Raw genomic sequence first — 14,790 nt, 5'->3', positions numbered from 1 at the left:
CCGGAGCGACCGGTGCCGCCCGCCCCGCCGACCGGGCCCCTCGAAAGACCGTTCGCAGGCGGATGTTTCAGGATTCGCGTCCCTCCCCCGACCCCCGCTCGCTAGCGTTTGCCGTCACCGCAGGAGCCGATGCGGGCGGGTTTTCGGGTGATCGGGGGAACGGCAATGGCCGGATTACATCCAAATCTGCGTGCTCGCGTCCGTCAGGCGATGGCGGATCCGCAGGGACCCGCGCCGTGGTCGGCCGACGCGCGCGACAGCGTGCTGGCCGGCCGGACGCACTACAACGTCGCCATGACGCTCTACGACGTGCGCGACCGGCTGACGCCGGAACAGACGGGCGCGGCCGGGGACCTCGCTTTCGACGAGGTCTACCTGGCCGCCTGCTACTACCTCGCCCGGTGCCGCCACCTGCCCGAGGAAATGCGCGAGTGGAGCGTGAACGCCACCCGGTTCCTCTTCGATGTCGTGCACGCGGTGCGGCCCGAGCTCGTGCCCGAGCACCTGCGCGACCTGCACGAGGGGGATCCGCGGGGAGTGGCCCCCGTGTACGAGATCGTGCACGCCGTGGGCGTCGCCCTGTTCCTCGCCAGCGTGGAGGAGGGCCACGAGGAAGGCATCACCGCGTCCACCGTGTGCCTCCTCTGGGCGCGGGAGAGGGCCGAGGGCACGCAGTCCGAGCCCTACATCACGTTCAACCTGGGATCGGCCGTACTGGCGATGGCCGGTGTCGCGGGCGAGCCCCACAAGTACCGGCGGGCGGGCATCGACCACATGCGCCGGGCCCTCGCCTTCCTGCCCGACGGCGACCCCGCCCGCGCCGGGATGCTGGCCGGACTGAGGCGGGCGCTGGCCGAAGAGCCCCCGACCGTGCATCCCGACGACAGCCCGGAAGCCGAGCTGACCGCATACATGCGGGACGGTGGCCGGGAGCGGCTCGACCGGGCCGTCGAGATGCTGCGCGCGGCCGTCGAAGCGCCGCGGATCGAAGAGCCGCACCGCAGCCGACGCCGCGCCGAACTGGGGCAGGCGCTGAGGATGCGCTTCGAGCTCACCGGTGAGATCGCCGATCTCGACGCGTCGATCTCCGTCCTCGAAACCGTCCTTCCGAACACGGCGTTGGACGACGAGACGCTCGCCGCGACGTCCTCCTTCCTGGGCCTGGCCCGTCTGGACCGCTACCACACCTTCGAACGGGCGGCCGACCTCGAAGCCGCTGCGGCAGCCGTCCACCATCCGGCCGTCGCACGGGCGGCAGCCTCCCCCCACCACGCCCAGCGGCTCACCAACCGGGCCGCCGTCCTCACCGCACGCTTCCGTAGCCACCACGACCTCGCCGACATCACACAGGCCATCGACGATCTGACGTTCGCGGTGTCGGCGACGCCGCCGTCCCAACCCGACCACCCCGTCATGGCGATCAAACTCGCCGTGGCCCTGCTCGAGCGAGGGACGCACGCCGAGGAGCCCGACGACCTCCACGCGGCCGAGAGGCTCCTGCGGCCGCTCGCCGGGGAGCCGTCGGACGCCGGCCCCCACCAGCTGATGGCCCGGCTGGAACTGGGACACGTCCTGCAGGCGCGGGCCCGGATGCTGGGCGGCGTCGAGGACCTCGCCGACGCGGTCGACCAGTACGAGGCCACCGCCCTGGCACCCGCCCAGGACATCCGCAGTCGGCTGCACTGCGCCGCCATGTGGGGCGCGGGAGCCGCCGAACTGGGCGACCTGGAACGGTCCCGCACCGCCTTCGACCTGGCGCTGAGCGATCTCGTGCCCAAGCTGACGGGCCGTGCGCTCGGCCGTGAGTCGCAGGAGGCACGGTTGCGCGAGCTGCCTTACCTCGCCACCGTCGCCGCGACCGTGTCGATCAGGGCCCAAGAGGTGCGGGAGGCGCTCGTCCGGCTGGAACAGGGGCGCGGCGTCCTGCTGGCCCAGGCACTGGAACTGCGCGGCCGGCACGACGAGCTCACGGTCGCGGCCCCCGGGCTCGCCGGCCGCTTCGAACGGGTCTGCGCCGAGCTGGTGGCATCACACCGCAGCCCGCAGCAGCGCCGGCAGTCGGCGGGCGACTTCGACTCCCTGGTGGCGGAGATCCGGGCGCTGACCGGCTTCGAGGATTTTCAACGCCCGCCCACCTGGGAGAAGTTGCGCGAGGCGGCGGCGCAGGGGCCGGTCGTCGTGATCAGCGTGTCGCCGCAGGCCTGCTTCGCCCTGCTGCTGACTCCCTCCGCCGACGGCCCGGGGACCCTGGAGCATCTGCCACTGCGGGTCACGGCGGACGACGTCACCGCCCGTGCCGAGACCTTCCGCACCGCCGTCGCGGCGCTCGTCGACCGGGCGACCCCCGGCCCGGAGCGGTACCGGCAGGACCGCGCCATGAAGGACACCCTGCGGTGGCTGGGCGCACACATCGCCGGCCCCGTCCTCGACCGCCTGGGCCTCAGCCGGAACCCGCTCCCCGGCGAGCCCCTGCCACGGCTGTGGTGGTGCCCGACGGGAGCGCTGTCCCTGCTGCCGCTGCACGCGGCCCTCCTGAACCACGGCGACCACGCCGACCGCGCCGACCGCGCCGACGTGTACGTCCAGGACCGGGTGGTCTCCTCGTACGTCCCGACCCTCGGCTCCCTGCTGCACGCGCGCTCCCGGCCGGCCCCGGGCCCCGACCGGGCCTCGCTCCTGACCGTCGCCGTCGACGCCGCCGGTCAGGCGTACCCGCATCTGGCGGCCCTGGACGACGAGCTGACGGCGGTGGGCGCGATGCCGGGGCGCCGACAGCAGCTGCGGGACACCGAGGCCACACCCGACGCCGTGCTCGCCGCCCTGCGCACGCACACCCACGCCCACCTGGCCTGTCACGGCGTACGGGACCCGGGCGACCCCTCCCGCAGCCGACTCCTGCTGTCCGGCGGCGAGCTGACCCTGCGCGAACTGGCCACCGAGCGGCTGCCGGACGCGGAGTTCGCCTACCTGTCCGCCTGCCACAGCGCGGCCGCCGGGGAGGAGCTGGCCGACGAGGTCATCTCCGTGGCATCCGCGTTCCAGCTGTGCGGCTACCGGCACGTGATCGGAAGCCTGTGGACGGTCCAGGACGACATGGGGCCGCTCCTGGCCCGCGAGGTCTACCGGAACCTCGGGGCACCGGACGGCCCCGGCCCGGCGTACGCCCTGCACCGGGCGGTCGCCGCGCTGCGCGCCCACGGTCACTACGACGACCCGCTGTTCTGGGCTTCGGTCATCCACAGCGGACCATGACGACGAACGGGGGAAGGACCATGGAGGAAGACCGTTCGCTGCGCCCGGCTTTCTGCGCGGCGATGTCATGGCTGGAGGACGTCATGGCGTCCGAGGGCCGGGGCGAGGAACTCCACTCCGCCGCGCGGGCCGTCCGCGCCGGTACGACGACCGTACGGCAGGCGATCGACGGACTGGGCATCCCGGAGCACGTGCTGACCGGCGCCACGGGTACGACACGCGGGGAGGGCGAGGGCGACGTTCCCGGACTGGCCCCGCACCCCGCCGGTGAGGTGTACGCGTGCCCCGACGGCTGGTGCGGCCTGAAGGAGGTCCGGCAGCCGGGCGGTGCGCTGCCGGCCGGCGGGCGCTGCCGGCTGCGGGACCTGCCGCTGCGCGTTCTGGAGGCGTGAGCCGGTGACCCCCGTCCTGGACCAGCTCGGCGAGAAACTGGCAGAGAAGTGGGTCTCCGCCCTGGCGCTGCCCGGGCTGCTCTTCGTCGGGGCGAGCGCCTGCGCCGCCGTACTCGGCCAGGACCATGCCCTCGACGCGGGTCTCCTGATCGAGAAGGCCCGGCACTGGGCCGAGACGGTGGCGCACCGGCCGGTCGTGGGTCAGGTCACGGCCGTGGCGGTGGCCCTCCTCGTGGCCGTGGCCATGGGGATGTTCGTCCGCGTGTGCGGCGAGGGCGCCGCACGGGTCTGGACGGGGGACTGGCCACGACCGGCCCGCCGGCTGGCCCGGCGGGTGACCGCACGTCGGGCCGGGGTCTGGGGAGACCTGCAGCGGCAGATCGACGGGATCCGCCGCGACAACCCACCGTACGACCGCGACGACGCGCACCTGCGGCAGATCACGGACCTCACCGCCCGCCGTGACCGGATGGGGCTCTCCTCACCGGCCCGGCCCACGTACACCGGTGACCGGTTCGCCGGGGTGGAGGGCCGCCTGCGGGGCCAGTACGGCATCGACCTGGCCGCCTGCTGGCCCGGGCTGTGGCTGGTGCTGCCGGAGGAGGTCAGGGCGGAGCTGCGGACCACGAGGGCCCGGTTCGATGCCGAGGTGGCCGGATCGGTGTGGGCCTGCTGCTACCTGGTGCTCGGCTGCTTCTGGTGGCCGGCCGCCGTGGGAGGCGCCGCCGCCGGGCTCGTCGCCTGGCGGCGCGGCCGCCGGGCGGCCGCGGCGCACGCCGGGCTGGCGGAGGCCGCGGTCGACGTCCACCTGCGGAGACTGGCCGAGGAGGTGGGCATCGCCGTGCCCCCGGGTCCCACCTGGGATCCCCGCGTGGGCCTCCTCCTCAACCGCCTCTTCCGCAAGGGCGCATAGCCTGCCGAGCCTGCCGAGCCTGCCGCCGCGTCTGCGGATGCCGGCCGGCCCGCGGGCTCAGCCGAGGGCGGTGACCAGCAGGGCGAAGGCGGCGATGATGACGGCGACCCGGACGTAGTGGAAGCGGTCCCAGCGGTTCATCTGCTGCTTCCAGTCGGCCGGCAGGCCGTCGGCGGTCCACGTCTTGACCCGGTTGTTGATCGGGACCAGCAGCAGGATCGACATGACCACGCTGAGGATCAGCAACGCGGCGGCGGTGACGACGAGGCCGGCGCCGTGGTGGTTGCGTCCGGCGACGGCCCAGACCGCGGCGAGGACGAGCGAGCCGATGTACCAGAACGGCATCACGGCGCCGAGCAGCCGGGCCCCGTGGGTGCGGCCGCGCAGGCCGTTGTCTCCGGGGAGGCCGTCGAGGATCGGGTTGACGAAGAAGGCGACGGAGAACTCCACTCCCACCATCACGCCGACGGCCACGGTGGTGAAGACCTCAAGTGCATGGAGCATGATGACCCCTCCTGGGATCTAGCGCCGCTAGATGATGAGGCAACGCTAGTACTGCTGCCGCTCGAATGTCTAGCGGTGCTAGGATCGAATCATGTCGGTACAGGAACGCAAGGAGCGCGAGCGGGCGGGCCGCGAGCGCCTCATCTTGGCGACGGCCCGCGAACTCGCCGAGCAGCAGGGCTGGGACGCGGTCACCACCCGCCGTCTCGCCGAGCGCATCGAGTACAGCCAGCCCGTCCTCTACAGCCACTTCCGCGGCAAGCGCGAGATCATCGGCGCCGTCGCCCTCGAAGGCGCGGCCGAGATGGCCGCGGCGCTGCGGGCGTCGGCCTCCGCCGCGGACGGCCCGCGCGCCCGGGTCGCCTCCCTCGCCCGCGCCTACCTCGGCTTCGCCGAACGGAACCCGGCGGTCTACGACGCCATGTTCCGGCTCGACGGCGGCCTGGCGTTCGCGCGGGAGGACACCCCGGAGCCCCTGAAGGACGCCTTCGCCGCCCTGCTGGAGAGCCTCGTCGAGGTCGCCGGGGACGGCGTCCACCCGGCGTTGTTCACCGAGGTGTTCTGGGCGGCCCTGCACGGGCTGGCGACCCTGACCCGCGCGGGACGGCTGCCGTCGGGTGACGCCGAGCGGAGGGTGGAACTGCTGGTGGACCGGCTCGCCATGCTCTGACGCACCGTCCGGCCGGTCCCGCTCCCGCTCACGCGGCGGAGTGGCGGCGCGGGCGCCACAGCCGTGTCCGCCGGAGCTGCGTCCGCCGGGAACGCCCCCCCGGCCGGCGCACCGGACCTCCAACTTGGCGTGGGCTCCGGCCTCCCGGGCCGCGTCGGCCAGCTCCAGTTTGAGGAGGTGGTGGGCCTCGGATGCCCCTGGCGGGCGATCCCGCAGTCCGGGGCGTGCGGCGCGTGCGCGAAGAACCGCAGGCCCCGCTCGGAGGTCTTCGCGTACGTCGAATGCCCGCACCCGATGCAGGCGAACCGCCGACGGGTCGGGGTATTCCGGCGACCGCCGCGGGATCGGCCGAAGGGTGGGGGTACCCCTACCGCACGCGGGCCCGCCAGCCGGATGGTCCGGTGGATCTTGAACGAAGGAGGGTGGACGGACACACCCTGTTCCACGAGGAAAGGAGCCCCCAGTGTTCGGCTCGAAGTCAGCTCGCCGCCGGGCGGCGCGCACCACCGCCGTCGGCGCTCTCGCGGTCGCGACGTGCGCCACCCTGATGTCCGGCAGCGCCGGAGCGATCGTGGGCGGGACCGATTCCACGGAGCGCTACCCGTTCATGGCGACGATCCCGGAGTCGGCCCCGAAGCACGGGCTCTACGACGGTTCCTGCGGGGCGTCGCTGATCGATCCGCAGTGGGTGCTGACGGCGGCCCACTGCGTGGAGGGCGACGGCCTTGAGCTGGACGGCACCGTCCGGATCGGCAGCCAGGAGCGGAAGTCCGGGGGAACCGTCCGGGCCATCGCGCGGATCGTCGTCCACCCCGGCTACGTCAACGGTGACGGAAAGGCGGCCAACAAGGACGACCTCGCGCTGGTCCGCCTCGACCGCCCGGTCACCGAGAAGCCGGTCCACATCGCGGAGCGGGCCGGGCGGCCCGGCACCCCGACCCGGATCCTGGGATTCGGCACGACCGTCGACACCGAGCTGAAGTTCGCGGAGCGGATGCAGGAGCTCGATACGCGCAGGGGCGCCGATGCGGAGTGCGCCCCCGGCTATGCGGACCGGACCCGGTTGTGCACGATCAGCCGTGCGCCCGGGGCCATGGCGTGCTTCGGGGACTCCGGCGGGCCGCAGCTCCAGAAGGGCCGGCACGGGCGGTGGGAGCTCATCGGAGCCACCTCGGGTCCCGGCGCCCCCGGGTTCGCCTGCTCGGCCGGGCCGGGCCTCTACACCAACGTGCCCGCCTACGCGGACTGGATCCGTACGGCCATCAGGCACAGCACCTGACCTCGGACGGCGGCTGCAAGCCGGTCCCCGTGCCGTCCAAGAGGATTCGGACCAGCCCGACGTCGGCCGGAAGCGCTCGCCCCCTCGACGGGGCCGGGCGTCGGCGAGGCCCGCAGCGTCCGGGGCTACGGCACGGGGACCTCCCGGCTGACTACGAGACGGTCATACCGGCTCGGAACGTCCTCTCACGGGGCGAGTTCGGCTTCGCGAAGACTGCGGAACGCCGCGGGGGTCGTCCATCCGCGCAGCGTGGCGTGAACCGCCGACCGGAATGCCGCCTCGGCCGTGGCGGCGTCGAGGGCACCGGCCAGTTCGAGCATCACGAGCCCGTGCAGGGTGGCCCAGATCGACAGGGCGATCGACGTTGTCTCGCCGACGAGGACGGACTCCTCCAACGCGCGATCGATCGCCGCGAGGAGCGGACGGACCGGATCGCCGCCACCGACCTCCCCCGACGGGTCGAAGGACTGCACACCACCGAACAGCACCAAGTACAGGTGGCGGTGTCCGCGCCCCCAGCGGCGGTAGGCGACGGCCAGCGCGTAGAGGTCGGCGAGAGGGTCCGCAGAGGTCTGGACCGCCGACAGGTCCTGGAACAGGCCGGCGACGGCCCTGTCGCGCACCGAGCCGATCAGCCCGTCCTTGCCGCCGAACAACGAGTACACCGCCGTCGTCGACGCCTCGGCGGCAGCGGCCACAGCGCGGACCGTGAGCGACTCCCGCGGACGGGTGGCGAGCATCTCGGTCGCGCACACCACGAGCCGCTCTTTGACGGCCTCGTCGTTCGTTCTTGGCCTACCCACGATCAGGATCCTACCTTCTTTGATAACGTCGTTTTGAAACGACGTTCTGAAACTGGAGGTACGCCGTGTCCCCGTCCGCCATACGTCTTGTCCGGTTCACCGGTCGGTTACTGCTGGCCCTGGCCGTGGTCGTGTTGCTGTGCGGCGTCTTTGTCGCACTGATCGCCCTCACGAACGGTGCGGGCTCGGGGCTCGCCGCGTGGTTGACCACCCTCGGAGCCGGAACTGCCCTTGCGATGTGGCTGGGTCGGCACCGCACTCGGCCGGCGCGGTTCGTGCCGTTCCTGCCGGTGGTGGTCGCGGCGGCGTTGACGGCGGCGGTCTGCATCCCGACCGCGCCGACTGCCCGGCGGTACCCGCCGGCCCTGCCGTTCGTGACCGCGCAGCACTGGAGCCTGAGCACGGGCAGCCGGGTCGCGGTGTACCACTACCCGCCCGCCAATTCCGGTACCCGGCGTCCCGTTCCGCTCGTGTACCTCAACGGCGGACCGGTCCGAGGCATCTCGGTGCTCGACCACCGGTTCCTGCAACTCCTGGCACGCCAGGGCTACGACGTCTACGCCTACGAACAGGCCGGCGGCGGACGAAGCGACCTGCTCCCCATCGGCCAGTACACGATCTCCAGGTCGGTCCGCGACCTCGGCGCCTTCGTCGACCACCTGAACAGGGGCGAGGTCGACGTCCTCGGATTCTCCTCGGGCGGGGCGGTGCTCACCCGAGCCCTGGCCGACCCGAGCATGGCCGCACGCCTGCACCGGGCGATCATCGCCGAACCGGGCCCCATGGACGGCCCCACCGCACACGTCACCGGGCACAAGGGCCGCGAATCCGCACGGGACCTCGCGCCGCCCGTGGCCGGACCGCGATCGACGCACGTCCTCCGGTACGCCGTGGCATTCGGCCTCATGCGACTCGGACTCCTCACACCCGACACCGGACTCATCGGCCAGGCCGAAGGCGACAACGCCTTCACCGCCGCAGACCTCGGCAGCGACACCGCATCCGCCTACTGCGCGCGCGACGCGCAGCGCATCCCCGCCGAGGACACCGCACAGAACTTCTCCTTCAGCCCCGCCGCCAGCCTCCGCGTCCAGCAGACGGTCAAGGACTCGCCCTCCATCGAACCGCAGTTGAGGCGGTCCCGGACCCCCGCGATGCTGATGATCGCCGAGTGCTCCTCCCAGGTCCGTCAGTGGGCCACGGCCGTCCTTGCCCATGACCCCGCCATCCAGCGCACGCAGTACATGCCCGGAGTCGGACACCACATGTGGAACGGCCTCGACGACAACGACGACCGAGCCGCCGCCGTCATCACCGCGTTCCTCCAGGACGAGCCGGCACCCCTGCCGAACCACCCGACCAGCGACGAGATCCCGGCCTTCCTGCGCGACCACGAGTGAGGAGTTCGCAGAAGAGGTCCAGGGCGAGGTCGGTGCGCCTTTGGGATCACGAGGAAGACGGCCCCGGCATCGTGCCGGGGCCGGTGGCCCGCCATCCGGACATCGGACGGGACCGCTGATGCCCCGGGGGCTCGGTCTCGGGTGCTTGACGGGTACGTGTGAGGGTCTGGTGGAGTCAGCCGAGCTGCTGGAGCAGGGGGAGGATGTTCTTGGGCTGGGCGTTGACCTGGGCGAGGACGGAGATTCCGGCCTGCTGGAGGATGCTGGCCTGGGTGTGGTTCGCGGTCTCGAGGGCGTAGTCGGTGGCCTCGATGCGCTCGCGGGCGGCGCTGAGGTTGACCACGCCGGTGTCCTGGGTGCGGATGTTGGACTCGAAGCGGTTCTGGACGGCGCCGAGGACCGAACGCAGGCTGGTGACCTCCACGAGCGCGGAGTCGATCTGGGACAACGGGTCGATGAGGAAGGTGCCTGCCGCGGTCGCGTCGGTTTTCCCGATCGTGGCGGGCTGGCCGTCCGGGCCGATGTAGGTGATCTTCGTGGGGTCGGCTTCGTCGGTGAAGGCGAGCGTCTTGGAGACGTCGTAGGACTCCAGGCCGAGCGTGTTGACGTTCAGCATCTTCATGGCGACGGCGATGATGTCGCCATCGTTGGCGCCGGTCTGGAAGTTCATGCTGGTGTCCTTCGCCAGCACCTTGATCCCGTTGAACTGGGTCTGCTGCGAGATCGTGTCGATGGCCTCCAGCCGCTGGGCGACCTCTTGCTGGATTGCGCGGCGGTCGGTGACGGCGTAAATACCGTTGGCCGCCTGGACGGTCAGCATGCGGATGCGCTGGAGGTTGTTGGTGACCTCCTTCAGCGCGCCCTCGGTGGTCTGTGCGAGGGAGATGGCGTCGTTGCTGTTGCGCGGCGCCTGGACGGATCCGTTGATCTGGGTGGTCATCCGGTCGGAGATGGCCAGGCCCGCGGCATCGTCCTTCGAGGAGTTGATGCGCTTGCCGGAGGCGAGCCGCTCGGCCGCGACTCCCATGGTGGAGCCGGTGATGTTGAGGTAGTTCTGCGTGGTGAGCGACATGATGTTGGTGTTGAGCGTCAGCATGTGATCATTCCCAGTCGGTGGTCGGTAGGGGTGTCGGGAAGAGCTACGCGGACGTCACGTTCACGTCATCCTGGGCCAGGACGAACCGCAGGACATCGACATCGACCCAGCCGTACGGGGAGATCGCGTCGATGAACACGGGCAGGGTCCGCGTCAGCTCCGCGAGAACCTCGGCCCTGTCCTGGCCCCGCGCCGCGGCGGCTTCGGCGATCTTGTCCTCGCCCAGGGCCTGGACCACCTGCTCCTCGGTGAGGGGCTCGTTGGGGCCGGAACCGAGCCAGGAACCGCTCTGCGGCAGGGCGGCCGCGAGAGTCCGGGTCTCGGCCACGATCTGTTCGGCAGCCGCTTCCTCCTCGGGCGTCAGGGCCGCGATCTTCGAAGCCGCCCGGAACACCTCGATGGTCTCGGCCGGAATCGCGTCCACCAGAGCGGGGATCTCCTCGGCCAGCGAAGCCGCGGCTTCCGCTTCACTCACCTGCGCCAGCTCGGCCAGCTGCTCGAGCATGCCGGCGGGAGCGGCAGCGGCCACTTCCTCCCCGGTCAGCGGCTCGTTGGCGCCTTGGCTTGTCCAGGACTCGAACTTGGCTGCCGTACCGGGCCCGGCCGACAGGGCCGTCAGCAGCTGTCCCAGCACAGGGGCCACCGTGGTCTCGCTCATCGGACTCCCTCAGTAGTGATCTTGCCAGTCCCAGAACGCTACCGAAGGCGATCATTCAATGACAGAGCGTAATTCGGCCATGGCGCTGGTCCGGCTGCCGCGAGCGAGGAGCGGCCCGCGCACCGGGAACGGTGCGCGGGCCGCCGTGTGTCCACCGGCTGGTTCAGCAGTGGGGGAGGCCGGGCACGTTGTGGAACTGCGCCGCGCCGTCCACGTACGGTCCGAACGTCCAGCTCACCCCCACAGCGACCGACCGGTTGTTCTGCCATACGGTCTCGGTGCGATACCAGACGTTGCCGTCGCTGCCGACGGACCCGCCGGCCACCCAGCAGTCCGCGAAGACCCAGTCGCTGCCCGGCGCGAGGGTGATGTTGTTGTACTTGCCGGATCCCGCGTCGGGGGCGGTGTAGACGCCCACGTAGTGGCTGGTGCTCAGCCGGATCCACTGCGGGGTGGAGCCGGTGTGGTTGGGGTTCGGGTCGGCGGAGGCCTGCGAGGTCGCACACAGGATGGATGCCCCGGCCATGACGAGCGCGGCGAGAGCCTTGATCGAACGGGCCATGACGTTTCCCCGTTTCCTCCCGGCCCCCCGGTGGGGCCGGTCGGTGTACGAGCGAACCTCACCCGGCGCGTGCAGTCCAGGCCGCAAACCGGCCAGGATCCGCGGCCGGTGAGGACGTGGCCCCGCCGAGCGGACCGGGTCGGCTACCTCGGGCTGATCGTGACCCGGTAGGTGGCACCGGCCCTGCCGCGCGTGCTCACCGAGACGGTCTGGCCGTGGTCGTCCCAACTGGCCTTTCCGCCTTGGACGTCGACGCGGTAGCCGCCCGGGTAGGTGTCCCTGGGCACGGTGATCTGGGTGGGTCCCTCCGCGTTGTCGCGGGTGCGGAAGGTGAGCGTGTAGGTGCGCGTGGCCGGGTCGTACGCGAACCGGAGCGGGTCGCCCGCGACGGCTCGCGCGTACGGCTGGACGAGCAGCCGGGCGTTGGGCTTCACCGCGCCCGTCTGGTCGAGGAAGCAGTAGCCGCCGCCCCGGCACCACTGCCACCACGTCCAGCCACTGGAGAAGCGGTCCAGGGAGGCCGTCATGTCGGTGACGAACTGGCTCGCGTGCGGAACGTACGGGTTGCCGCCCCATTCCCCCACGATCACCGGCATGCGGTTACGGGTCGGGTAGTCGCTGATCGCGGCCTCGTAGGCGGGGATGAAGGTGCCGTTGGGGTCGTAGTCGGCGCCGGTTTCCATCGCGGTCTCGTAGAAGTGCGGCGCGTAGCCGGCGTGCGGGTCGTCGATGCGGCCCATCCGGGTCGGGACGCCGAGCCCGACGATGACGGTCGGTTCGACGAACACCCACGACTTCTGGTCGACCAGGCGGATTGCCCGGGCGAGACGGTTCCACAGCTCGGTGAGCTCGCCGGCCTCGAAGCGGGTCGCGGCGGCGGGGAGGTCCTCGCCTTCGAGGAACTTCGCGAACGGCTCGTTCATGAGGTCGTAGCCGAGCAGCGCCGGGTGCCTGCCCAGGGCGGAGGCGACCGTCATCCACATGCGGGCGTGCGCGGCGCGCAGGTCGGCGTCCTTGTACAGGTGGTCGAATGCGGTCTGTACGGACGGCTCGAAGTACTCGGAGAACCAGTCCTCGGGTATGGGCGTGAAGGGCAGCCCCTCGTCACGGGTGGCCCAGTCGGGGATGCCGCGGGCGCCGAAGTGGGGTCCGTATATGTCCTGGTGGGCGTCGAGGACGACCTTGACGTGGTAGCGGTCGGCCCAGTCGAGGATGCGGCGCATCTTGGCGAGGTAGCCGCGGTCGTAGTGCCCGGGGGTGGGTTCGAGGTCGTCCCAGAAGAAGGCGAGGCGCGCGAGGTTGAAGCCCCGGGAGGCCATGTCCTTGAGGTCGCTCTCGTGTATGTCGGCGAACGCGTCGGCGCCCCGGCTGTTCTTGTCGGCGAGGTTGAAGCCGCGCCACTGCAGCGCGCGGCCCTGGCCGTCGGCGATGAAGGTCCGGTCGCCGACCGTGACCCGGTCGGGGGCGCGGTCGGGACGGGCCTGGGCCTGTGTGGGCAGGACGCCGAGCAGGAGGGCGGCCACGGCGAGGGCGGCGGGGACGACGCGGGAGGTCAAGCGCATGCAGGAGACCCTTTCGCGGGGGGCTGCTGGGCCGGCGGGTTACTGGCCGGTCGGATGTTACTGGCGAGTGGGCCAACTTCACAGTGGTTCAGGGGAGTTGAAGCAACCGTGGCCCCGATCGGTGGCCCTGATCGGTGGCCCCGATCAGTGGCTCGCCGGGATCGGCCGCCCATGCGGTCGCCGCCTCCCCCCGGAGTTCCGACGACGGCACGTACGCGAAGGGGTGCTCGACGGGGACCGGGTATCGCCGCCGCCGGTGCCGACGCGGCGCGGGATCCGGCCGGCGCCCGTGCGGCACGGCTGCCACCCGTGCGGCACGGCCGGCGCTCCACCCCCGCGTCGCGGCTCACCGCGAGGACGACCGAGGACAGGAACGGGCGGGCCGTTGGCCGACCGGGCAGACCGAGGACATTGCGGCCCGGCAGTCTCACGTACAGCCCCGCCGGCGATCCGGTCTGCGCCGACCGGGGCCCGGCGATCCGGGCCTGCCCCAGGGCCGGCGACGTCGTCCTGACTCGACCGCGTCTTCCTGCCTCACGACCGGATAGAACTGTGGCAAGGGCCGCCCGGCGGCGAGTGGAACCGCCGCCGGAGCACGCTTCGCCGGTCGCTACCCGGCGGCCACGACCGGGCCGGCCGTGACCTGAGGGGGGTTGGGGAGCAGCGGTGCGAGGTTGTCCCTTACGAAGTCCGCCGCCTGCCTGACCGATTCATCGGCCCCGGACCGGTCCGCGAAGATCCCGGTGGAGACCATCACCCCGTCCCCGGCATCCACCCAGTAGTACGCCACGAAACCGGGGACCCGGCGGAGCAGGGGCACGAACCCCTCGTCCACCAGGCGTCCCGCCTCGGCGGAGTCGGTCACTCCTTCGTAACGCCGAATCACTGCGTACACAGCTGGTCTCCTCATGCGTCCCGGGGTCACCCTGCCCGGAACGACCTACCCCCACCGAGCGCCTCCCGCTCGGGGGACGTCCGGAAGTGACCCGGATAGGCGCACCGGTGATCCGGAACCGGGCAGCCGCCGTGACCGGGGAGGGCCGGGCGAACGGAAGCGGCCCCGCCCCGGTGGGGCGGGGTCAGGCCGGCGATGGCCAGAAGCGGCTCGGCAGCATCATCGTCATCGCAGTGCGCTCCGGAGCGATGAGCAGGGGGAAGAGCGAGTCCTTCAGTACGCGGCCCGGAAGATGCCTGCGGGCGACGATGACGTCGGTGCAGTAGACGGCGGCACTTCCCGTCAGTCGCCGGGGAACCTCCAACCGCATCTCCCGGTCCATCTCGCTGGCGAGCATGCGCGAGAACGCGGCGAGTTCGGGATCCTGCTGCCGGGTCCCCTTCAGCCGGTACAGCTTTCACGCGATGTCGAGGAGCAGGTCCGGGCTGTCGTCGAACACCGCGGTGTCAGGGCTGTAGATCACGGCGGCCGGGAGGTCGACCCAGCCGCGCCCGAACAGATCGTTGTTCGCCTGCACGAGGGCGCCCCAGACCAGGCGGCCCTCGGCCAGCAGCATGTCCTGGACCTTCAAGATCTCCGCGAGCGGATCCTCACGCTCCACCCAGTCGGACCTGGGTATGCGCAGATATGTCAACTTGACCCGGCCTTAAAGGACCGGGCTTGGAGGTAGCGCCCAACTGGCGGCTGGGTTGGCTCCTCCGTCCAGACACCCCGTTATGGGGTGACAGGGACGCGTGACTCACG

General features: G+C 71.6%; 15 protein-coding genes. 6 read left to right on the top strand and 9 right to left on the bottom strand.

Annotation, left to right across the window (positions count from 1 at the left end):
- Positions 1 to 210 precede the first annotated feature (210 nt).
- The 3 genes from ABZW32_RS17780 to ABZW32_RS17770 are packed head-to-tail and all read left to right on the top strand — an operon-like array spanning position 211 to position 4,557.
- Entirely contained in the window at positions 211 to 3,252 is a 3,042-nt protein-coding gene (locus ABZW32_RS17780) for a CHAT domain-containing protein (RefSeq protein WP_356216833.1), read from the top strand.
- Between the two features lie 20 nt (positions 3,253 to 3,272).
- Positions 3,273 to 3,644 (top strand): hypothetical protein, encoded by a 372-nt coding sequence (locus ABZW32_RS17775; protein WP_356216831.1) that lies wholly within the window; start codon positions 3,273 to 3,275, stop codon positions 3,642 to 3,644.
- 4 nt (positions 3,645 to 3,648) lie between these two features.
- On the top strand, positions 3,649 to 4,557 hold the full coding sequence (locus ABZW32_RS17770) for a hypothetical protein (protein WP_356216828.1): 909 nt from the start codon (positions 3,649 to 3,651) through the stop codon (positions 4,555 to 4,557).
- A 57-nt stretch (positions 4,558 to 4,614) separates the two neighbouring features.
- Here ABZW32_RS17770 and ABZW32_RS17765 read toward each other — a convergent pair whose 3' ends face one another.
- A complete protein-coding gene (locus ABZW32_RS17765) occupies positions 4,615 to 5,061 on the bottom strand; it encodes a DUF1772 domain-containing protein (RefSeq protein WP_356216826.1) in 447 nt (148 codons plus the stop codon).
- Positions 5,062 to 5,152: 91 nt separating this feature from the next.
- Here ABZW32_RS17765 and ABZW32_RS17760 point away from each other — a divergent pair, with 91 nt between their 5' ends.
- Entirely contained in the window at positions 5,153 to 5,731 is a 579-nt protein-coding gene (locus ABZW32_RS17760) for a TetR/AcrR family transcriptional regulator (RefSeq protein WP_356216823.1), read from the top strand.
- A gap of 463 nt (positions 5,732 to 6,194) precedes the next feature.
- A complete protein-coding gene (locus tag ABZW32_RS17755) occupies positions 6,195 to 7,010 on the top strand; it encodes a serine protease (protein ID WP_356216820.1) in 816 nt (271 codons plus the stop codon).
- Between the two features lie 185 nt (positions 7,011 to 7,195).
- On the opposite strand, the gene ABZW32_RS17750 is transcribed toward ABZW32_RS17755, so the two are convergent.
- Positions 7,196 to 7,813, bottom strand: coding sequence for a TetR-like C-terminal domain-containing protein (locus ABZW32_RS17750; protein ID WP_356216818.1), 618 nt, complete (start codon positions 7,811 to 7,813; stop codon positions 7,196 to 7,198).
- Positions 7,814 to 8,088: 275 nt separating this feature from the next.
- On the opposite strand from ABZW32_RS17750, the gene ABZW32_RS17745 reads away from it, so the two are divergent.
- On the top strand, positions 8,089 to 9,213 hold the full coding sequence (locus tag ABZW32_RS17745) for an alpha/beta hydrolase (protein WP_356216815.1): 1,125 nt from the start codon (positions 8,089 to 8,091) through the stop codon (positions 9,211 to 9,213).
- A 175-nt stretch (positions 9,214 to 9,388) separates the two neighbouring features.
- On the opposite strand, the gene ABZW32_RS17740 is transcribed toward ABZW32_RS17745, so the two are convergent.
- The 7 genes from ABZW32_RS17740 to ABZW32_RS17710 all read right to left on the bottom strand — a co-directional run bounded on the left by ABZW32_RS17740 (position 9,389) and on the right by ABZW32_RS17710 (position 14,647).
- Complete coding sequence (locus tag ABZW32_RS17740) at positions 9,389 to 10,309, bottom strand: flagellin (protein WP_356216812.1); 921 nt, start codon at positions 10,307 to 10,309, stop codon at positions 9,389 to 9,391.
- Between the two features lie 43 nt (positions 10,310 to 10,352).
- Positions 10,353 to 10,967, bottom strand: a complete 615-nt coding sequence (locus ABZW32_RS17735) for a YidB family protein (protein WP_356216810.1) — start codon at positions 10,965 to 10,967, stop codon at positions 10,353 to 10,355.
- A 163-nt stretch (positions 10,968 to 11,130) separates the two neighbouring features.
- Positions 11,131 to 11,529 carry a hypothetical protein gene (locus ABZW32_RS17730; RefSeq protein ID WP_356216807.1) on the bottom strand — a complete coding sequence of 133 codons (399 nt, stop codon included), beginning with the start codon at positions 11,527 to 11,529 and terminating at the stop codon, positions 11,131 to 11,133.
- A 143-nt stretch (positions 11,530 to 11,672) separates the two neighbouring features.
- A complete protein-coding gene (locus ABZW32_RS17725) occupies positions 11,673 to 13,091 on the bottom strand; it encodes a cellulase family glycosylhydrolase (protein WP_356216805.1) in 1,419 nt (472 codons plus the stop codon).
- Between the two features lie 610 nt (positions 13,092 to 13,701).
- Complete coding sequence (locus ABZW32_RS17720; protein ID WP_356216802.1) at positions 13,702 to 13,986, bottom strand: hypothetical protein; 285 nt, start codon at positions 13,984 to 13,986, stop codon at positions 13,702 to 13,704.
- Positions 13,987 to 14,170: 184 nt separating this feature from the next.
- Entirely contained in the window at positions 14,171 to 14,383 is a 213-nt protein-coding gene (locus ABZW32_RS17715) for a hypothetical protein (RefSeq protein ID WP_356216799.1), read from the bottom strand.
- Positions 14,384 to 14,443: 60 nt separating this feature from the next.
- Entirely contained in the window at positions 14,444 to 14,647 is a 204-nt protein-coding gene (locus tag ABZW32_RS17710) for a hypothetical protein (protein WP_356216796.1), read from the bottom strand.
- Positions 14,648 to 14,790: the final 143 nt, after the last annotated feature.

The sequence above is a fragment of the Streptomyces sp. NPDC004667 genome (genome assembly GCF_040609475.1).
Taxonomy (GTDB): domain Bacteria; phylum Actinomycetota; class Actinomycetes; order Streptomycetales; family Streptomycetaceae; genus Streptomyces.
Note: the sequence above shows the minus strand (reverse complement) of the source record. Positions and strands in the feature narration are given on the sequence as shown.

Bases quoted from the DNA above. Each gene is read 5' to 3' on its own strand.
- ABZW32_RS17780 (WP_356216833.1), top strand. From the start codon at position 211: ATGGCGGATCCGCAGGGACCCGCGCCGTGGTCGGCCGACGCGCGCGAC.
- ABZW32_RS17775 (WP_356216831.1), top strand. From the start codon at position 3,273: ATGGAGGAAGACCGTTCGCTGCGCCCGGCTTTCTGCGCGGCGATGTCA.
- ABZW32_RS17765 (WP_356216826.1), bottom strand. From the start codon at position 5,061: ATGCTCCATGCACTTGAGGTCTTCACCACCGTGGCCGTCGGCGTGATG.
- ABZW32_RS17760 (WP_356216823.1), top strand. From the start codon at position 5,153: ATGTCGGTACAGGAACGCAAGGAGCGCGAGCGGGCGGGCCGCGAGCGC.
- ABZW32_RS17740 (WP_356216812.1), bottom strand. From the start codon at position 10,309: ATGCTGACGCTCAACACCAACATCATGTCGCTCACCACGCAGAACTAC.
- ABZW32_RS17735 (WP_356216810.1), bottom strand. From the start codon at position 10,967: ATGAGCGAGACCACGGTGGCCCCTGTGCTGGGACAGCTGCTGACGGCC.
- ABZW32_RS17730 (WP_356216807.1), bottom strand. From the start codon at position 11,529: ATGGCCCGTTCGATCAAGGCTCTCGCCGCGCTCGTCATGGCCGGGGCA.
- ABZW32_RS17725 (WP_356216805.1), bottom strand. From the start codon at position 13,091: ATGCGCTTGACCTCCCGCGTCGTCCCCGCCGCCCTCGCCGTGGCCGCC.
- ABZW32_RS17715 (WP_356216799.1), bottom strand. From the start codon at position 14,383: ATGCTCGCCAGCGAGATGGACCGGGAGATGCGGTTGGAGGTTCCCCGG.